Origin of the sequence: Streptomyces sp. NPDC007917 (assembly GCF_042959105.1) — a bacterium.
In the GTDB taxonomy this organism is placed as follows: Bacteria; Actinomycetota; Actinomycetes; order Streptomycetales; family Streptomycetaceae; genus Streptomyces.
On the sequence record NZ_JBIBKK010000013.1, the window covers coordinates 141,461 to 155,443 of the forward strand.

At 68.1% G+C, this 13,983-nt stretch carries 15 protein-coding genes; 9 read left to right on the forward strand and 6 right to left on the reverse strand.

Annotated features, from left to right (window positions below; translation table 11 throughout):
- Positions 1-395 precede the first annotated feature (395 nt).
- The 3 genes from ACFZDL_RS25965 to ACFZDL_RS25975 all read right to left on the reverse strand — a co-directional run bounded on the left by ACFZDL_RS25965 (position 396) and on the right by ACFZDL_RS25975 (position 4,303).
- Positions 396-2,540 (reverse strand): tetratricopeptide repeat protein, encoded by a 2,145-nt coding sequence (locus tag ACFZDL_RS25965; protein ID WP_353592549.1) that lies wholly within the window; start codon positions 2,538-2,540, stop codon positions 396-398.
- Positions 2,537-2,953 (reverse strand): hypothetical protein, encoded by a 417-nt coding sequence (locus tag ACFZDL_RS25970; RefSeq protein ID WP_353592550.1) that lies wholly within the window; start codon positions 2,951-2,953, stop codon positions 2,537-2,539. Before ACFZDL_RS25970 ends, ACFZDL_RS25965 begins: the two co-directional genes overlap by 4 nt.
- 90 nt (positions 2,954-3,043) lie before the next feature.
- The gene (locus ACFZDL_RS25975) at positions 3,044-4,303 is read right to left on the reverse strand and encodes a helix-turn-helix transcriptional regulator (RefSeq protein WP_353592551.1); all 1,260 of its coding nucleotides are present in this window, start codon (positions 4,301-4,303) and stop codon (positions 3,044-3,046) included.
- A 438-nt stretch (positions 4,304-4,741) separates the two neighbouring features.
- Between ACFZDL_RS25975 and ACFZDL_RS25980 the strand changes: the two genes are divergently transcribed.
- On the forward strand, positions 4,742-5,881 hold the full coding sequence (locus tag ACFZDL_RS25980) for a methyltransferase domain-containing protein (RefSeq protein WP_353592552.1): 1,140 nt from the start codon (positions 4,742-4,744) through the stop codon (positions 5,879-5,881).
- Positions 5,882-5,949: 68 nt separating this feature from the next.
- Here ACFZDL_RS25980 and ACFZDL_RS25985 read toward each other — a convergent pair whose 3' ends face one another.
- A complete protein-coding gene (locus ACFZDL_RS25985; RefSeq protein ID WP_353592553.1) occupies positions 5,950-6,165 on the reverse strand; it encodes a DUF397 domain-containing protein in 216 nt (71 codons plus the stop codon).
- A 277-nt stretch (positions 6,166-6,442) separates the two neighbouring features.
- Here ACFZDL_RS25985 and ACFZDL_RS25990 point away from each other — a divergent pair, with 277 nt between their 5' ends.
- From ACFZDL_RS25990 to ACFZDL_RS26005, 4 genes are all read left to right on the forward strand, one after another.
- Positions 6,443-6,952, forward strand: coding sequence for a cupin domain-containing protein (locus ACFZDL_RS25990; protein ID WP_353592554.1), 510 nt, complete (start codon positions 6,443-6,445; stop codon positions 6,950-6,952).
- A 95-nt stretch (positions 6,953-7,047) separates the two neighbouring features.
- Positions 7,048-7,194 carry a hypothetical protein gene (locus ACFZDL_RS25995; RefSeq protein ID WP_353592555.1) on the forward strand — a complete coding sequence of 49 codons (147 nt, stop codon included), beginning with the start codon at positions 7,048-7,050 and terminating at the stop codon, positions 7,192-7,194.
- Complete coding sequence (locus tag ACFZDL_RS26000) at positions 7,195-7,635, forward strand: hypothetical protein (protein WP_353592556.1); 441 nt, start codon at positions 7,195-7,197, stop codon at positions 7,633-7,635.
- The gene (locus ACFZDL_RS26005; RefSeq protein ID WP_353592557.1) at positions 7,635-8,084 is read left to right on the forward strand and encodes a hypothetical protein; all 450 of its coding nucleotides are present in this window, start codon (positions 7,635-7,637) and stop codon (positions 8,082-8,084) included. Before ACFZDL_RS26000 ends, ACFZDL_RS26005 begins: the two co-directional genes overlap by 1 nt.
- A gap of 250 nt (positions 8,085-8,334) precedes the next feature.
- Here the strand turns inward: ACFZDL_RS26005 and ACFZDL_RS26010 are convergent, their stop codons facing one another.
- Positions 8,335-8,835, reverse strand: a complete 501-nt coding sequence (locus ACFZDL_RS26010; protein WP_353592558.1) for a hypothetical protein — start codon at positions 8,833-8,835, stop codon at positions 8,335-8,337.
- 222 nt (positions 8,836-9,057) lie between these two features.
- Here ACFZDL_RS26010 and ACFZDL_RS26015 point away from each other — a divergent pair, with 222 nt between their 5' ends.
- The 4 genes from ACFZDL_RS26015 to ACFZDL_RS26030 all read left to right on the forward strand — a co-directional run bounded on the left by ACFZDL_RS26015 (position 9,058) and on the right by ACFZDL_RS26030 (position 12,744).
- Entirely contained in the window at positions 9,058-9,933 is an 876-nt protein-coding gene (locus tag ACFZDL_RS26015; RefSeq protein WP_353592559.1) for a LysR family transcriptional regulator, read from the forward strand.
- Between the two features lie 500 nt (positions 9,934-10,433).
- The gene (locus tag ACFZDL_RS26020) at positions 10,434-11,159 is read left to right on the forward strand and encodes a hypothetical protein (protein WP_353592560.1); all 726 of its coding nucleotides are present in this window, start codon (positions 10,434-10,436) and stop codon (positions 11,157-11,159) included.
- Entirely contained in the window at positions 11,156-12,325 is a 1,170-nt protein-coding gene (locus tag ACFZDL_RS26025; RefSeq protein WP_353592561.1) for a S8 family serine peptidase, read from the forward strand. Before ACFZDL_RS26020 ends, ACFZDL_RS26025 begins: the two co-directional genes overlap by 4 nt.
- A 71-nt stretch (positions 12,326-12,396) precedes the next feature.
- Positions 12,397-12,744, forward strand: coding sequence for a hypothetical protein (locus tag ACFZDL_RS26030; RefSeq protein ID WP_391192469.1), 348 nt, complete (start codon positions 12,397-12,399; stop codon positions 12,742-12,744).
- Here the strand turns inward: ACFZDL_RS26030 and ACFZDL_RS26035 are convergent.
- The gene (locus tag ACFZDL_RS26035) at positions 12,703-13,893 is read right to left on the reverse strand and encodes a transposase (protein ID WP_353592563.1); all 1,191 of its coding nucleotides are present in this window, start codon (positions 13,891-13,893) and stop codon (positions 12,703-12,705) included. The two genes, ACFZDL_RS26030 and ACFZDL_RS26035, sit on opposite strands and share 42 nt — an antisense overlap.
- Positions 13,894-13,983: the final 90 nt, after the last annotated feature.

A 13,983-nucleotide genomic window follows, 5' to 3' on the forward strand; every position in this document is an offset into this window, starting at 1 on the left:
AGCCGCCGCCAGGGCGCGCGTACGAGGGCGGCGAGCTGGGCGGGGAACTGATCAGGTTGCGGGCCGAGGCGGGGCGGCGGTGGTGGGGAAGCCGGACGCGCCTGCCGGGTTCGTGGGGCGGGCCGAGTCCCTGCTGGGGGAGTTGGGCGGTGGGCCGGGGGAGCTGGCGGCGCGGGTGGCTGGTGGATGAGGTGCGGGCGGTGGTGGGCGGGTAGCGGGACGTCGTGCATACGCGCGCCACGGCCCGGCGCCATCAGCGGCACACATGAGTTTGCGGTGGATATGAGACGGCGACACGCCGACGCCACGGCGTGTCCGTGTCCCATATCCACCGCAAAGCCGCGGCAGCTCGCGTGACTCGGGGGAGATGAATGGGGAACGGCGGTTTGCCGCCCTCAGACATTTCTTTGCGAGCGTCGATACTCTTCCAAGAGATCCTTGGCGAAAAGTGTCCATGGATGACTCGGGCCGAGTACCCTGGTCCGGCCTTCTACAAGTTTTTCGCCGTGCTCGATCGCCTCTGTGTATTGGCCGAGTGCGCCCAGAATCATGCTTAGCGTTGATCTGGCGTTCAAAGCGATTGGGTAATCAGAGCCAAAGCGTTGTACGTACTTCGCAAAGGCCGAGCGGGCGTATGGTAGAGCCTCGGTATTTCGCTCGCCGTGATGGAGCGCGCACGCATAGTCGAGCTCCGCGCCCAGCGTGATGGTGTGGTCTTCTCCTAGCTCGCGACGGCAATCCGTGACCACGGTCGAACCTGCGTTGGCCTCGGTCGACTGTGTGGTTTGATCCAGCAGGGATGACCGAGCGATAAGTGTCAAGGGATGTACAGATCCGTATAGTTGGGTGTACCCCTCTGCTGCGCGCCGAATCAGCGCGATGCCATCCGTTTCACGGTCAAGGTTGATCATTGGACTGGCTAGCTTCAAGCAAGTTCCAAGAGTTTCTGATGCCTCTGGACCCAGCACCCGTTCGGAGTCTTCCAGCAGGTGCAGGTACATGGCCTCGGATTCCTCGAATCGGCCAAGCCGAAACAGAGCACGCGCCACGCGCTGACGCAACCTGATAACCGAAACGTGGTCTTCGTTCAGCCGGGGAGTCACCAGTTCCACAGCCTCGCTGGCCAACGCGAGCGCTGAGGCGTAGTCGCCAGCCCTGTGGACAGCAGTGACGAGCCGAAGAGCGCACTCCGCCGCAGCTTCCACCGTCGATTGGCTGGATGCCCAATTCGCTATTCTCCGCAGTAGCGGGATCACATGTGGCGCAAGCAGGTTCACCTGGGGTTCCTGCGCACCTCGGTCAGGTATCTCAGGCAAGACAGCGAGAAGTAGGCGTGCGGCTGTGGCCGTGAGTTGCTCGCGCTGGTCAGCAGGCGTGGTTCGGGCCACGCTGTCGAGGAGTACGCCGTGGGTGCGCAGGCAGCGCATCTCCCCAGGTACGAGCTCGGTCAGGGAGTGATCAAGAAGTCCGCGCAGGGCTGATTCAACGCGAAAAGCCGGGAGTGTCGGTTCGAGCTCGGCTCCGGAGAGGACCGACAGTGGCAACGGATCACTGGACCAGCAAGCGAGGAGGCTCAGAAGGTGGCTCGCTTCAGGCAGGCCTTGGGCGGCGAGGGCATCGAGGGACAGCTGCCAGGTGTGACTGAGAAGATGACGCGAGTCACCGCCGACGGCTGCGGCGCCCTGGTCGATGAGCTCGATGGGATCGGTGGGGCTGAGACCGGAGCCGTCGCCGTCCAGTCGGCGACTGTAGTCCGCGAGAGTCCATGGGTCGATCACCTGGTGGGCAAGGAATCCGCCGGCCAGGGTGAGTGCCAGGGGCAGTCGTCCGAGGCGGTCTGCGACCTCCCCGGCGTCTTCGACCGACCCGGCATGGGGCGCAAGGTCGCGGAGAACGAGAGCGGCGTCCTCACGTGGAAGTACGCCGAATTGAAGGAGTTCGGCACCAGGCCACCAGTGAGCTGCCGCTTGCCGGGTTGTGACGACGACAGTGCCGACCGGGCTGGTGCGCAGCCATCCGCCGTCGCGGAGGATGGCGGGGGTATCGGCATTGTCGAGGACCAGCAGCCAGGGCTGGTCGGAGTGGTCGAGGTAGTGCCATACGAGGTCGGCAGCCGGGCGCAGTCCGCTGCGTGCCCCCGTCAGTTCGCCGTCCGTAGCTCCGCGGTCCGCTGCGACGGCGAGCATGCCGGAGCGTAGGGAGGCGGGGTCGGATGCGTTGACCCACAGCCCGAGTCGACCGGCCTCGCCAGTGGCGTGATGGAAGAGCGCATAGGCGACAGCGGTCTTGCCGCATCCGCCCAAGCCGTGGAGAACGTAGACGCGGTTACCGACGCCAGGTTCCACGGCGGCCCGCAGCCGGTCCATCTCCCCGGCCCGGTCGCGAAGCACCACGGGAGCACGGCCGACCGCCGGGCGGCGTACGGAGTCGGGCCCCGACCAGTCGGGGGAGTGATGGTGGTGCTCGATGATGTGCTGGTCACCGGAGGCTTGGTAGACGCGGCCTTGGCCCTCGGCCTGGGCGTCATTGCGGGCGCTCACCGCTGGCCGAAGTTCTGGTCGCGGCCGGCCTGGTAGACCCGGGCTTGGCCGGAGGCGGTGGCGTGCTGAGTCACCGATGGGACTTCGGGTGTGGGTGTGTGCGGGGACAGTTCGTTCAACAGTGTCCGCAACGCCTCCATCTCCTCGGGATGGGTCACAAGCAGCCGCCGGACGCGCCCCTGCCACTCTGCGCCCAGCTCGCCAGGGGAGTCGAGGTCACCATTGGCCTGCGCAGTGAGCAGGTCGTTGCGCGTCGCGTCGAGCTCGGCGGAAATTGCGTCGGCCCGGTCCGGCTGAGCACGACGCCATAACGAGGCGAACCCTTCCCTGACGCTCTGCCACGCCTCGGTTGTCAGCGTCGTGACCAGGGTTGTCCCTGCCGCACTCGCCAGCGCGACCATCTCCGGATCCACGAACTCGCCCCCTCCGACCAGCCACTATCCGTCGCCCCAGCCTAGCCAGCGAGCTGGGCAAACGCACTAGATCTGGGCCCGCTCAGGGGATCAGTAGCCGCGCAAGGCATCGACCAGGGTGCGCGCTTGAGGTGCGCCGCGCCGCAGGAGCAGCGCTGCGGTGGTGTGCAGCTCGTTCCAGGCGTGGGGGCGCCCGACATCGGCCGCGTCAGCGGCACAGTCGACTGCGGTCTGTACCGCGAAGTCGACGTGACCGGCTGCGGCGAGCGCATGGGCCAAGCAAGCGCCGTACCAGGCGCGGTCGCGGCGGTACTGGACGGGCAGGACGCTGATTCCCGTACGGAGCAAGTCGACAGCGCCGTCCCAGTGGCGCAGATGCATCTCAGCCATGCCTCGTTGCAGCGTGAACCAGTTCTCGCCGTAGAAATACATCCACGGTGGCTCGTCCTCGGGCCTTTCTGCGGCGCGGTGGATGAGTCGTTCTGCCTCGTCGAGGAGTCGATGGGTCGCGTCGGCCTCGCCCGCCAACGCGTGGCCACGGGCCTCCATTTGCGCCGCCATGCCTTGAACACCCAGAGAGACGCCCGGAGAGGCCCTGCGCGCGGCCTGAGCGAGACGGGCACAGCGCTGACCGTGCCCCGCTGACCAGGCCAGATGCGCCTTCATGCTGAGAGTCGTGGCCGCCATATCGGGCTCGTCGGCTTCCAAAGCCCATTCGTGGGAGCGGTCGTACCAGGCGAGGGCGGCGGCTGAGTCGCCCTGGTCCTGCGCCATCCAGGCGAGGAACTGCGCGTGTTCGGAAGCGAGCCGTACAACCCGGGTCGTCAACATGCCAGATGCGCCTGTGTACAGATCGGCAACGGTGCTCAACTGCCGTCGCATGATGTCGACGAGTGGCCTCGAACCGAGGTCGTCCTCTGCCCGGCGATGCTCGGCGAGCAGCCGGTCGAGCCAGTCCAAGGTCGCGTGGTCGACCCTCGCCGGGGACGCCACGACTTTCGTCAGCCGGTCGAGCAGATCGGGGTCCGGAGCGAGGGAACTCAGTCCGAGCGAGCTGATGGGCGTCGGAATCGGTCGCGGAGCGCCGGTAAGAAGCTCGGCTGGAACGCCCAACCCGTCGATGATGCGTTGCCGCACCTCCGAAGAGGTCACCCGCCGCCGCCCGCGTTCGATCTCGGAGACGTCGGATTGTGCCAGTCCCACGAGCGCGCCGAGTCGGGTCTGGCTGGTGCCGGTCAGTTGACGCCACACGCGGAAGAGCTGCTGCCAGTTCTCGTCGCTGGCTGCGGCGGCCAGCCGGGGGTGCGTCCACAGGTTCGGTGCCGGTTCTGGTGCCGACTGGTTCACCATGGATTCGACTATAGGGCGGTCCTATAGGGATCTGGGCTGGTCGGCGATGGTTACCCCTCGAAAAGGTGGACCGGACGCAATTCAACCGAACCAGCCCGGAGCCGCCATCTCATGTCCGCGATGACGATCAAGGTGTACAAGGTCAATCCCGAGACGGGGAAGCGGACGAGTGTCTGCTCGTGGTCGTGCCCGCCAATGGCCTATGGCGATCCCTTCAGCCTGTCGTCCGTCTGGCCGCCGTGCGAGTGCCCGCGCTGCCGACTGCGGGGCAGGGGAGGCGCCTTGAGCCGTGTGCTGGAGTCGATGAAAGGAAGGAAAGCCGATGGGTAGCCATGGAAAGCCACCAGCCCCGAACGCCCAGCCGAAGGAGCCGTCGCCGAGTGACAGCGACAGTCAGCACCCGGATGTCTCGAAGCCGGGCGGCGGGACGCACCGCAAATGACCCTCGATGAACTGCGAGTTCAGGCCGCCGAGATCATCGGCGGCCTGAACGGGTTTCCCGCGCCCTGGATGCGCGAGACCTTCCTCAAGGTGCCGCGCCATGCGTTCGTGCCCGACACCGTATGGGTCTGGCGGGAGGACGCTTACCGGCCGGTTTGCGCTTCCGACGAACCGGACAGGTGGGCCGCGTTGGTGTACGACCCGCAGCACCCCCTGGTCACACAGGTGGACGACGGGCAGGTCGACGGCGGAGACGCGGACGGGCGAGGGGCCCTGCCCACCAGCTCGATCAGCGCCCCGAACGCGGTGTTCACCATGCTCGCAGCCGCCGATGTGCGCCCCGGCCTGAAAGTGCTCGAAATCGGCACCGGTACCGGCTACAACGCCGCGCTGCTCTGCGAGCGGGCCGGGGAGGCGAACGTCGTGTCGGTCGAGGTGGACGCTGGGCTGGCGGGGGAGGCCGTTCGACGGCTGGCCGCAGCCGGGTATCTGCCGCGCGTGGTGGCGGGCGACGGGGAGCGCGGTTGGGCGGGCTGCGCACCGTACGACCGGGTGTTGTGCACGGCGTCGCTGCACCGAGTTCCCTTCGCGTGGGTAGAGCAGACCCGGCCCGGTGGCCTGATCGTCACCCCATGGAAGACGACGCTGCAGCCTCACGGGATGGTCTGCTTGCGGGTGTCGGAGGACGGCGGTTCCGCGAGCGGACACTTCGGGCGCCCGATGTCGTTCATGGACCTGCGGGGTCAGCGGCGGCCGGAGTTCCCGCTCAAGGACGTGTACACCGCCGAGTCCTGGGAGGAGAGCCGCGACAGCCGTACCAACCTCGACCTGTCGTTCCTGGACGACAACTTTCACGCACGGTTCGCGTTGGGCCTCCGGCTGCCCGGTGTGCATGCCGACCGGGAGGGCGACGCGTGGTGGTTCGCCACGGCCGACTCGTGGGCGTACGTACGCGACGAAAGCGTTCAACAGTGGGGACCGCGTGACTTGTTCGCGGAGGTGGCGGGCGCGTATCGGTGGTGGCGGGCGGCCGGGGAGCCGGAGCTTTACGAGTTCGGGCTCACGGTGTCCTCTGACCGGCAGGTCGTATGGCACGGGGACCCGGAACGTGGCCGTCGGTGGGAGCTGCCCGTCTGAAGTGGCGGTGGCCCGACCGGGGCACGGACACGCCGAGCCGCGGCGCGTCCGTGTCTCGTATCCAGGGCTCAGGCGGCGTGGAACTCCCCGCGCTTGACGGCCTGCACGAACGAGGTCCAGGTTGCAGATTCGAAGACCAGGGTCGGGCCCTCGGGGTTCTTGCTGTCGGGGAGCGGGACTATGCCCGGTATGCCGTCGACGACCTCAACGCATGACCCCGCCTGGGTGTTGCTGTAGCTGGACTTGCGCCACGCAGCCGTGCTCAGGTCCGGGGTGATTGGCATGAGTCGCAGACCTCCATGGCGGCTTGGATCAGCCTCGTCGATTCTTTGGATGACGGTCGTGCGCCCGTACGAATGGTAGGTCTGCTGGTGCTCATCTCGTAATAGATGTGCGACGGAAGCATCCAACGGTGAGGCCCGTGCGACGGCCGGGGAGCTGCTGACTCCCGCCAGATTGACCCATGAAATCGACGCCCGAATGAACCATCCTATGGGTCTTTCGGCGACCTAGTTTTGTTGGTGTCAAGGGGACAACCGCCACAAACAGCTAGGAGCCACCGTGAACGTCAACAGCACCCCCGCCCCCGTCCTGGTCCGCGCCGAGCAGGCCGAGACGCTTCAGGACGGTGCGACCAGCCTGATCACGTTGCTCGCCGACGCGGGTGTGACCGGCGGGGCGCTCACCGCGAACAAGGCGACCTTCGAGAAGGGGTCGCCCGGGGCTCCGGCGCACTTCCACACCAAGGCGAGCGAGGTGTTCTTCGTACTCGACGGCGCGATGCGCATCCTGGTCGGCGACGAGGTGCACATCCTCGGCAAGGGCGACTTCCTAACCGTGCCGCCGACCGTCCCGCACGCCTTCGCGCCGGCGCCGGACAGCACCGCGGAGCTGCTGGTGGTGTTTACGCCGGGGCTGCACCGCTTTGACTACTACCGGCTGTTGGAGCGCGTGTACCGGGGTGAGGCGAGTGTGGGGGAGATTCGCGAGAGCTCCGAGACGTACGACAACCACTACTTCGAGAGCCCCGTGTGGCGGGACGAGCTCGCCGGGCGCCGTACGGCCAGCTGAGCCATGGCCGGGAGACACGGCCCCACCACCCCTTCACCACACCCCCGTTCCCACGCCCCGAAAGCAGGCTTTGCCATGCCCTCCACCAGTACCCCGTGCCGTCGCCGCCCCGGTGGCTCGGCCTCACCCTCGCTCTGCTGGCCTTCGCCCAGCTGATCATTTCCATCGACTACAACATCGTGTACGTCGCCCTCCCCGAGATCGGCTCCGGCCTCGGCTTCTCGGCCGCCGACCTCCAGTGAGTGATCAGCGCGTACGCGGTCGCCTTCGGTGGCTTTCTGCTGCTGGGCGGTGTGCTCACCGACGCGTTCGGCTGGGCGTCGGTGTTCTTCGTGAACGTGCCGCTCGCGGGGCTCGCGGCCGGGCTGACGTACGTACTGACCGCCCCGGACGCCCCGCGCGCCGCTGGCCGTTCGTTCGACATCGCCGGGGCGCTGACCTCGACGGTCGCGGTCGCCGCCGTCGTGTTCGCGCTGGTGCAGGGCCCCGAGTCGGGCTGGACCTCGCCGGCTGTGCTGGGCTCGGCGGCCACGGGCGCGGTGCTGCTGGCGGCGTTCGTCGTGGTGGAGCGGCGCAGCGCGGATCCGCTGCTGCCGCTGCGGCTGTTCGCCAACCGCAATCTGAGCGTCGGGGCGGTGGTCCCCTTCTTGTACATGGGTACGTTCGGTCGTTCGGCACGCTGATGTACTTCCTGACCGGCTACTTCCAGGGCGTCCACGGCTACCACGCGCTGACCGCCGGGCTGGCGTGCCTGGTCCCCATGGTCGCGATCGCGGTCGGCTCTCAGATGGCCGGGCGCCTGGCGACCCGGTACGGCATCCGTGCGGTGCTGATCGCGGGGCTGGTGGCCGGCGCGGTGGGCACGGTGCTGGTCGGGGTCGCGGGTGCGGGCCTCGACGGGCAGCGTGGCGAGGCGCTGCGCGCGGCCACCACGGACGGGCTGCGTACGGCGGTCTTCGTCGCGGCGGCGGGGATCGTGGTCACCGCTCTGGTCGCGCTGGGGCTGCGCCGGTCCGCGACCGGGCGGGCGGCCGGGGCGGTGGTTGAACCAGTGACTGGGGCAGTGGCTGAGCCAGTGGCCGGGTGCGCCACCGAGGCTCTCGACTCCCGGCCCGCCGCCGCCCATGTCTGACGCGCCGAAAGCTGTCGATACGGCGGCGCCCGCCACCCGCGCCGGGTGGCGGGCGCCGCCGTTGTCCCGGGCGGGCCTGATGCGTTCTGGCCTCTTGGCGCCCCCGACGGAGCCGAGGGAGTGGCCTCCGCGCCAAGCGGCCGTCGGCCGGATTCCCCCCGCTCCGGCCGACGGCGTTCGGTCACCGCGTCAGCGCCATTCTCCGCAATGATCCGGGAGGCCGCGCGGCTGGGTTTTTATGGCCGTCGTATCAAGCGCGGATCCAGAATGATTCGATCCTGTCGTTCATGAAGCTTCCCACCCAGGGGGTGTTCCACCCCCAGGTCGCTCGGTCCCCTGAAACATTGGCGAGGTCGTAACCGGTGACGACGTTGCAATTGCTGTAGGACGCGAACCCGGAGATCCTGTTCGCCCAGAATCCCTCGGCGCGCAGTCGGTAACCGTCGCTGTCGCAGTTCCCGGCGGAGCCGTAGACGCTGGTGGCCGAGTTGGGCTGGTTGTTGGCGTGCTCGAACCAGTCCATCAGGAGTGTGCGGGCGGCTGCCTTCGTGCCCAGGGCTTTCATCGCCGCGCTCCGGCTGTCGCCGCAGGCCTTGGCCTCGATCGGCGACATCTTGCCCTTCGGGGCCTTGCCGACCACGATCACACAGTGCTTCTCGGTCGGCTTCGGGTTTGCCTGCACCGGTGTGGTCACCGCGGCGAGGCCCGTTACCAAGGCGGCCATGGCGGCTAACTTCATTCCCTTGCCCATCAATATTCCCCCATCGTGTGGCTCTGCTTTTGAGTGCGCATGAGGAGCGCGCGCTTTCCGGTCGTTCCTGAAAACCATGTTGCTCGATTATCAGTTCACGGCAAAGCGAATTGTGATATGACTTTCGCGTTCGTTGATACACTTTCCCGTATGACGGGGGCAGGGGTACAAGGCGATCGAGGGACGGGTCGACCGGGGGATCCGAGCACGCATCAGCTGCGCTTGTTCCTCCTGGTGGCCGAGGAGTTGCACTTCGGCCGGGCCGCGCAGCGGGCGTTCATGACGCAGCCGGCGTTCTCGCAGCAGATCCGGGCGTTGGAGCGCCGCTTGGGGTTGACGCTGGTCGATCGCGGCACCCGGACGGCCGGCCTGACGCCGGCGGGGCAGGCCCTGGTGGCGGAGATTCGGGCCGTGGTGGAGGCGGCGGACCGGCTGCGGCAGGCGGCCGACGAGCAGAAGCGTGCCGTCGCCGGCCGGGTGGTGATCGGCTCCTTGGAGGCCACCACGTCCATCCCGCCGATTCCCGCCATCTTTGACGAGTTGCAAGCCGCGTGGCCCGACCTCGCGATCGAAGTGCTCCGCATGGGGTTCGGCGACTGGGCCGAGGCCCTCCTCAAAGGCGTCGTGGACGCGGCCTTCGTCTTCCCGCCCGTACCGGCGGGAGTGCAGAGCCACCGTCTGGCCACCATGCCCCGCATCGTGTGCATGCCCGACCGCGATCCCCTCGCCGGCCAGGGACCGCTGAGCCTCCACCAGTTGTCCGATCGGCCCGTTATCGGCTGGTCGCCCAGGATTCCCAAGGCCTGGCGGGATTTCTGGTCTGTCGACCCCCGCCCCGACGGAACCGCGGTGCGCTTCACCGCCCATGAGACCACCGAGTGGGAGCCCGCCCTGACCGCCATCGCCTTCGGCGAGGGGGTCATGTTCCCCCCTGAGCCGTCCCGATGGCTCTATCAGCGGCACGGCGTCGCCTACGCCGAGGTGACCGACCTGACCCCCTGCTGGACAGCGCTCGTCTGGCGCGCAGAAGACCGTGACAAGCCCGTGGTCGCAGCCTTGCGGAAGGCGGCGCAGCATGTCACAGCCCGGTCGAATTGATTCAGGGATCCAGCGATCCAGCCGCTCACATCGCGAGCTGCCGGGGGTGCCCACGCGAAGCGGTTGAACGGTCCTCTGTCCGGCGAGGGCCAGGGGCAACGCCCCCGGCCGCAACCGGCTGACGTATCCTCGCCGGGAACGTCGCGGCCGGGCTGGTGAGCTGAGCATTTCCGCAGCTAGGGGAGGGCGGCCGCTCCCATCAGAAAGTCTTTATGGGGGGATTGGGAGTCCAGATGTCCTACCCGCCGCCCGTCACCCCGGGCAGTCCGAATCCGAATCCAAATGCGAATCCGTACCCGAGTCCGTATCCGTATCCTCAGCAGCCGCCGATGCCGCCCACACCGCCCCCGGGCGCAGCCGTCCCGCCCCCGGGTGCACCGGTGCCGCCACCGGGTGCGGCCGTGCCGCCCCCTGGCGTCGCTGTCCCGCCTCCCGGGCAGGCTCCCTGGCCGCCGCAGCCCCCACCGAGCGGGGCTTCCGGAGGTGGCGGGGGCCGAAAGGTGCTGGGTTCGTTCCTCGCTGTCTTCGGAGTGCTGCTGATCATCGGCGGCGGCGCGCTCACCGCGCACACGTACAGCAACTACCAGCAGGAGCTGCCGAACTACGCATACGGCAACGTGCTGTGGCGTGACGAACCGGTGGACAAGGTCTTCCCGGCCACGCTCGGCGGCCGTGGTGGCTACAACGGTGGGCTCTACGACCGTAAGCAAGCGTTGTGGAACCGCGTGGGGATCTCACCGGAGACCGACTGCGACAAGGGCCTCACGCGCGTCACGCTGAAGGCTGCCAAGGACAACGGCTGCAAGGCGGTCCTGCGCGCCACGTATGTCGACACCACCGGGAACATGGTCGCCACGGTCGCGCTCGTGGTGCTGCCCGAGGGCTCGGGCGAGGGGGGACCGAAGGAGAAGGTCGTCACGGCCTACGAGGACAAGCGGGAAACCGAGGGCGCGGTCGCCCCGTACGCGGTGCCCGGCACCCTGGCCGCCAAGTGGAAGGACCGCAACGGCGCCTACGTCACCGCGGCGTACGGCGAGAACCTGCCGTACGTCCTGGCTGCCAGTATCGGCTCCGTGGACGGCCACGTCGCGGGTGTTCTGCCCGGCGAGTGGGGTGATTACGGCGGCAACGACACCGATCTCGAGTCCTGGCATGCCAACGCCGAAGACCTCGTCGGTCTCTTCCGCGCCCATATCGACCGCATCCAGATGGGAGACCCGCGGTGAGCACCCGATCCATATCCATACGCAACACCGCCGTCACCGGTGCCGTCCTGACGGTCCTGATGGGCGCGGCTCTCTCCTGGGGCGCGGTCCCCGCCGCAGCCGCTGAGAACGCCCCGGCCGGCTGGGAGTCGGCCGCCCTCGGCCTGCCCGCGGCGCACCGGGCCACCCAGGGCGAGGGGGTGACCGTGGCGGTGCTGGACAGCGGCATCAACCCCGACCACCCGGCGCTCAAGGGCCGGGTGACCAAGGTCGGCCCCGATTTCTACGACTCCGACGGCCTCAAGTCGGGCGACGAAGGATACGGCGAGCACGGCACCGCCATGGTCTCGGACGTTCTCAAGGTCGCACCGAAGGCCAAGATCATCACCGCTCGGGTGATCAACGACAGTGATGAAGTGAAGTTCGAGCGCCTGAAGGACGGCGTCACTCCGCTCGCGAAGGGCATCGATTTCGCGGTGGAGAACAACGCCGACGTGATCTCGATGTCCCTCGGCGGAGGCCTCTTCGGCGACCTGGACGGCACCGAGGTGTCGGCCATAGCCCGCGCTGTGCAAAAGGGCGTCACCGTACTGGCCGCCGCGGGCAACAGCGGCGATGAGCTGAACGACGGCAATTTCCCCGCCGGATACGCGGAGGTGATCTCCGTCGCCGCGACCAAGCCCGGCGGGCAGCGCGCCGACTTCTCCACGGTGCGCACCCACAACACCATCGCCGCCCCCGGCGTCGACATCACCAGCGCCGACAAGAACGGCGGCTACCGCCGGATCAACGGCACCTCCCCGGCCACGGCGCTCGCCGCCGGTGTCACCGCGCTGATGCTGTCGAAGAACCCGGACCTGACCCCGGCGCAGACCCGCGCGATCCTGATGCGCACGGCCGACCATCCGGCAGGCGGGCACAACGCGTTCGTCGGTGCCGGCCAGATCAACGCCGCGGCCGCGGTGCGCGCGGCGGCCAACCCGCCGAAGATCGACACCGCGCCGAAGCCGTACAAGGGGAGCAACAAGCACTTCGCGTCGCCCACCGGCACCAGCAAGATCGCCCATCCGCCGATGGAGACGGAGATGCTGGCGATCGGCCTCGGCGCGGTCGGCGGCGGTGTGCTCCTGGTGGTCTGGGGCCTGCTGCTGTTCCGGAAGAGCAGGAGACAACGAGCCGCGGCCTGAGCGAGCGGTCGGGGTGGCGGACGCTCTCCCTGCGGGTGTTCGCGCTGCGGATGCACCTCGACCCGGGCACCGTGTCCAGGTATCTGAACGGGACCGTGGTCGCCCCGGCCGAGTTCGTGGACACGCTGCTGACCCACGCCGCCAAGGCCACCGGGCGGCCGTCCTCGCCCGAGGTCATCACCCATGTGCACGGCCTGCAACGGCGGGCGTTGCAGGCCACCAACAGGTCCGGCTGGGAGCTGCAGAACCTGCGTGACCAGCTCGCCGACGCCGACCGCCGGCGCCAGCAGGCCGAGGTGCGCGCGGAGGCGTTGCAGGCGCGGAAACAGCGGATCGCGGAGGTGACTCCTCCACCCCTGAAACGGGGCGGCTTCTCGCTATGCCGGTTGGGCTTCGCGACGGGCCAGCCCGGCCCGTAAGACGTTGAGCGCCCCGACTGTGTCGGCGTGCGCGGTGTGGCCGCAGGCGACGCAGTGGAACTTCTCCTGGGTGGGCCGGTTCTCCTTCGCGGCGTGCCCGCACTCGGGACACGTCCGGGAGGTGTTGCGGGGGTCCACCGCTAACACTTCCCGTCCGGCACTCTCAGCCTTGGCGCTCAGGATCGCGAGGAACACCCCCCAACCGGCGTCAGCGATCGAACGGTTCAGCTGCGCCTTGGCCGCCGCCCCGTTCGGAGCGTACGAGCCGTCCCCGTTCGGGCGCGGCGCAGGAGCTTTGCTCATGTTGCGGATCTTGAGGTCTTCGTGGGCGATGACGTCGTGCTGCCGGATCAGACCGAGCGCCGTTTTGTGCGCGTGGTCGAGCCGTTGCCGTCGCGTCGTGCGGTGGAGGGCGGCGACCTTGTGCACGGCCTTGCGGCGGCGCTGTGAGCCGCGCTTGCACCGGCTGAGGGCCTGCTGCGCGGCTTCCAGTTTCGCGGTGGCCTTCCTGCCGTGCCGGGGGTTGGGAACAAACCCGCCATGTGAGTCGGCGAGGAAGTGGGCGATGCCCATGTCGATACCGACCACGGATCCGGTCGCGGGCAGCCGCTGGGGCTGGTTGTGTTCGGCGGTCAGAACCACATACCAGCGGCTGCCTTCGCGCTTGATGCTGATCGTTTTGACCTTGCCCACTACCGGCCGGTGCTGGTGGACCCGTACGTGTCCGACGCCTTGGAACCGTACGCGGGTCACCGGATCGTGCGGTGTACTGTCCCAGCGGCAGCCGTCCCCGTCCCTGGGAAACTCCACCGTGTCGAAGTGACCTGCGCCCTTGAAGCGTGGGTATCCGGGTTTCTCACCGGCCTTGACGCGGCGGAAGAATGCCTGCATCGCCTTGTCGAGGCGGCGCAGCGTCGCCTGCTGGGATGAGAAAGACCAGCGGCCCTGTCGCTCCGGGTCGAACGCACGGATGTCCTTGAGCTGCGCGGACTGCTGCCCGTATCTCACGGTCACGCCGCAGTGTCTGTATGCGGTGCGGCGCTCCTCCAGCGCTCCGTTGTATAGCGAGCAGTGATCCCGCAGCATCTCGGTGAGCGCCTGGCCCTGCCGGGCGGTGGGCCGCATCAGGAACTTGTACGCGCGGATCATTTGGCCCACCCCCTTTATCTGCCTAAGTCTGCTTTTCCCATACTACAGTTGGCTGACATAGCTACGCTGGAATTCCAAGGCAAATGCACC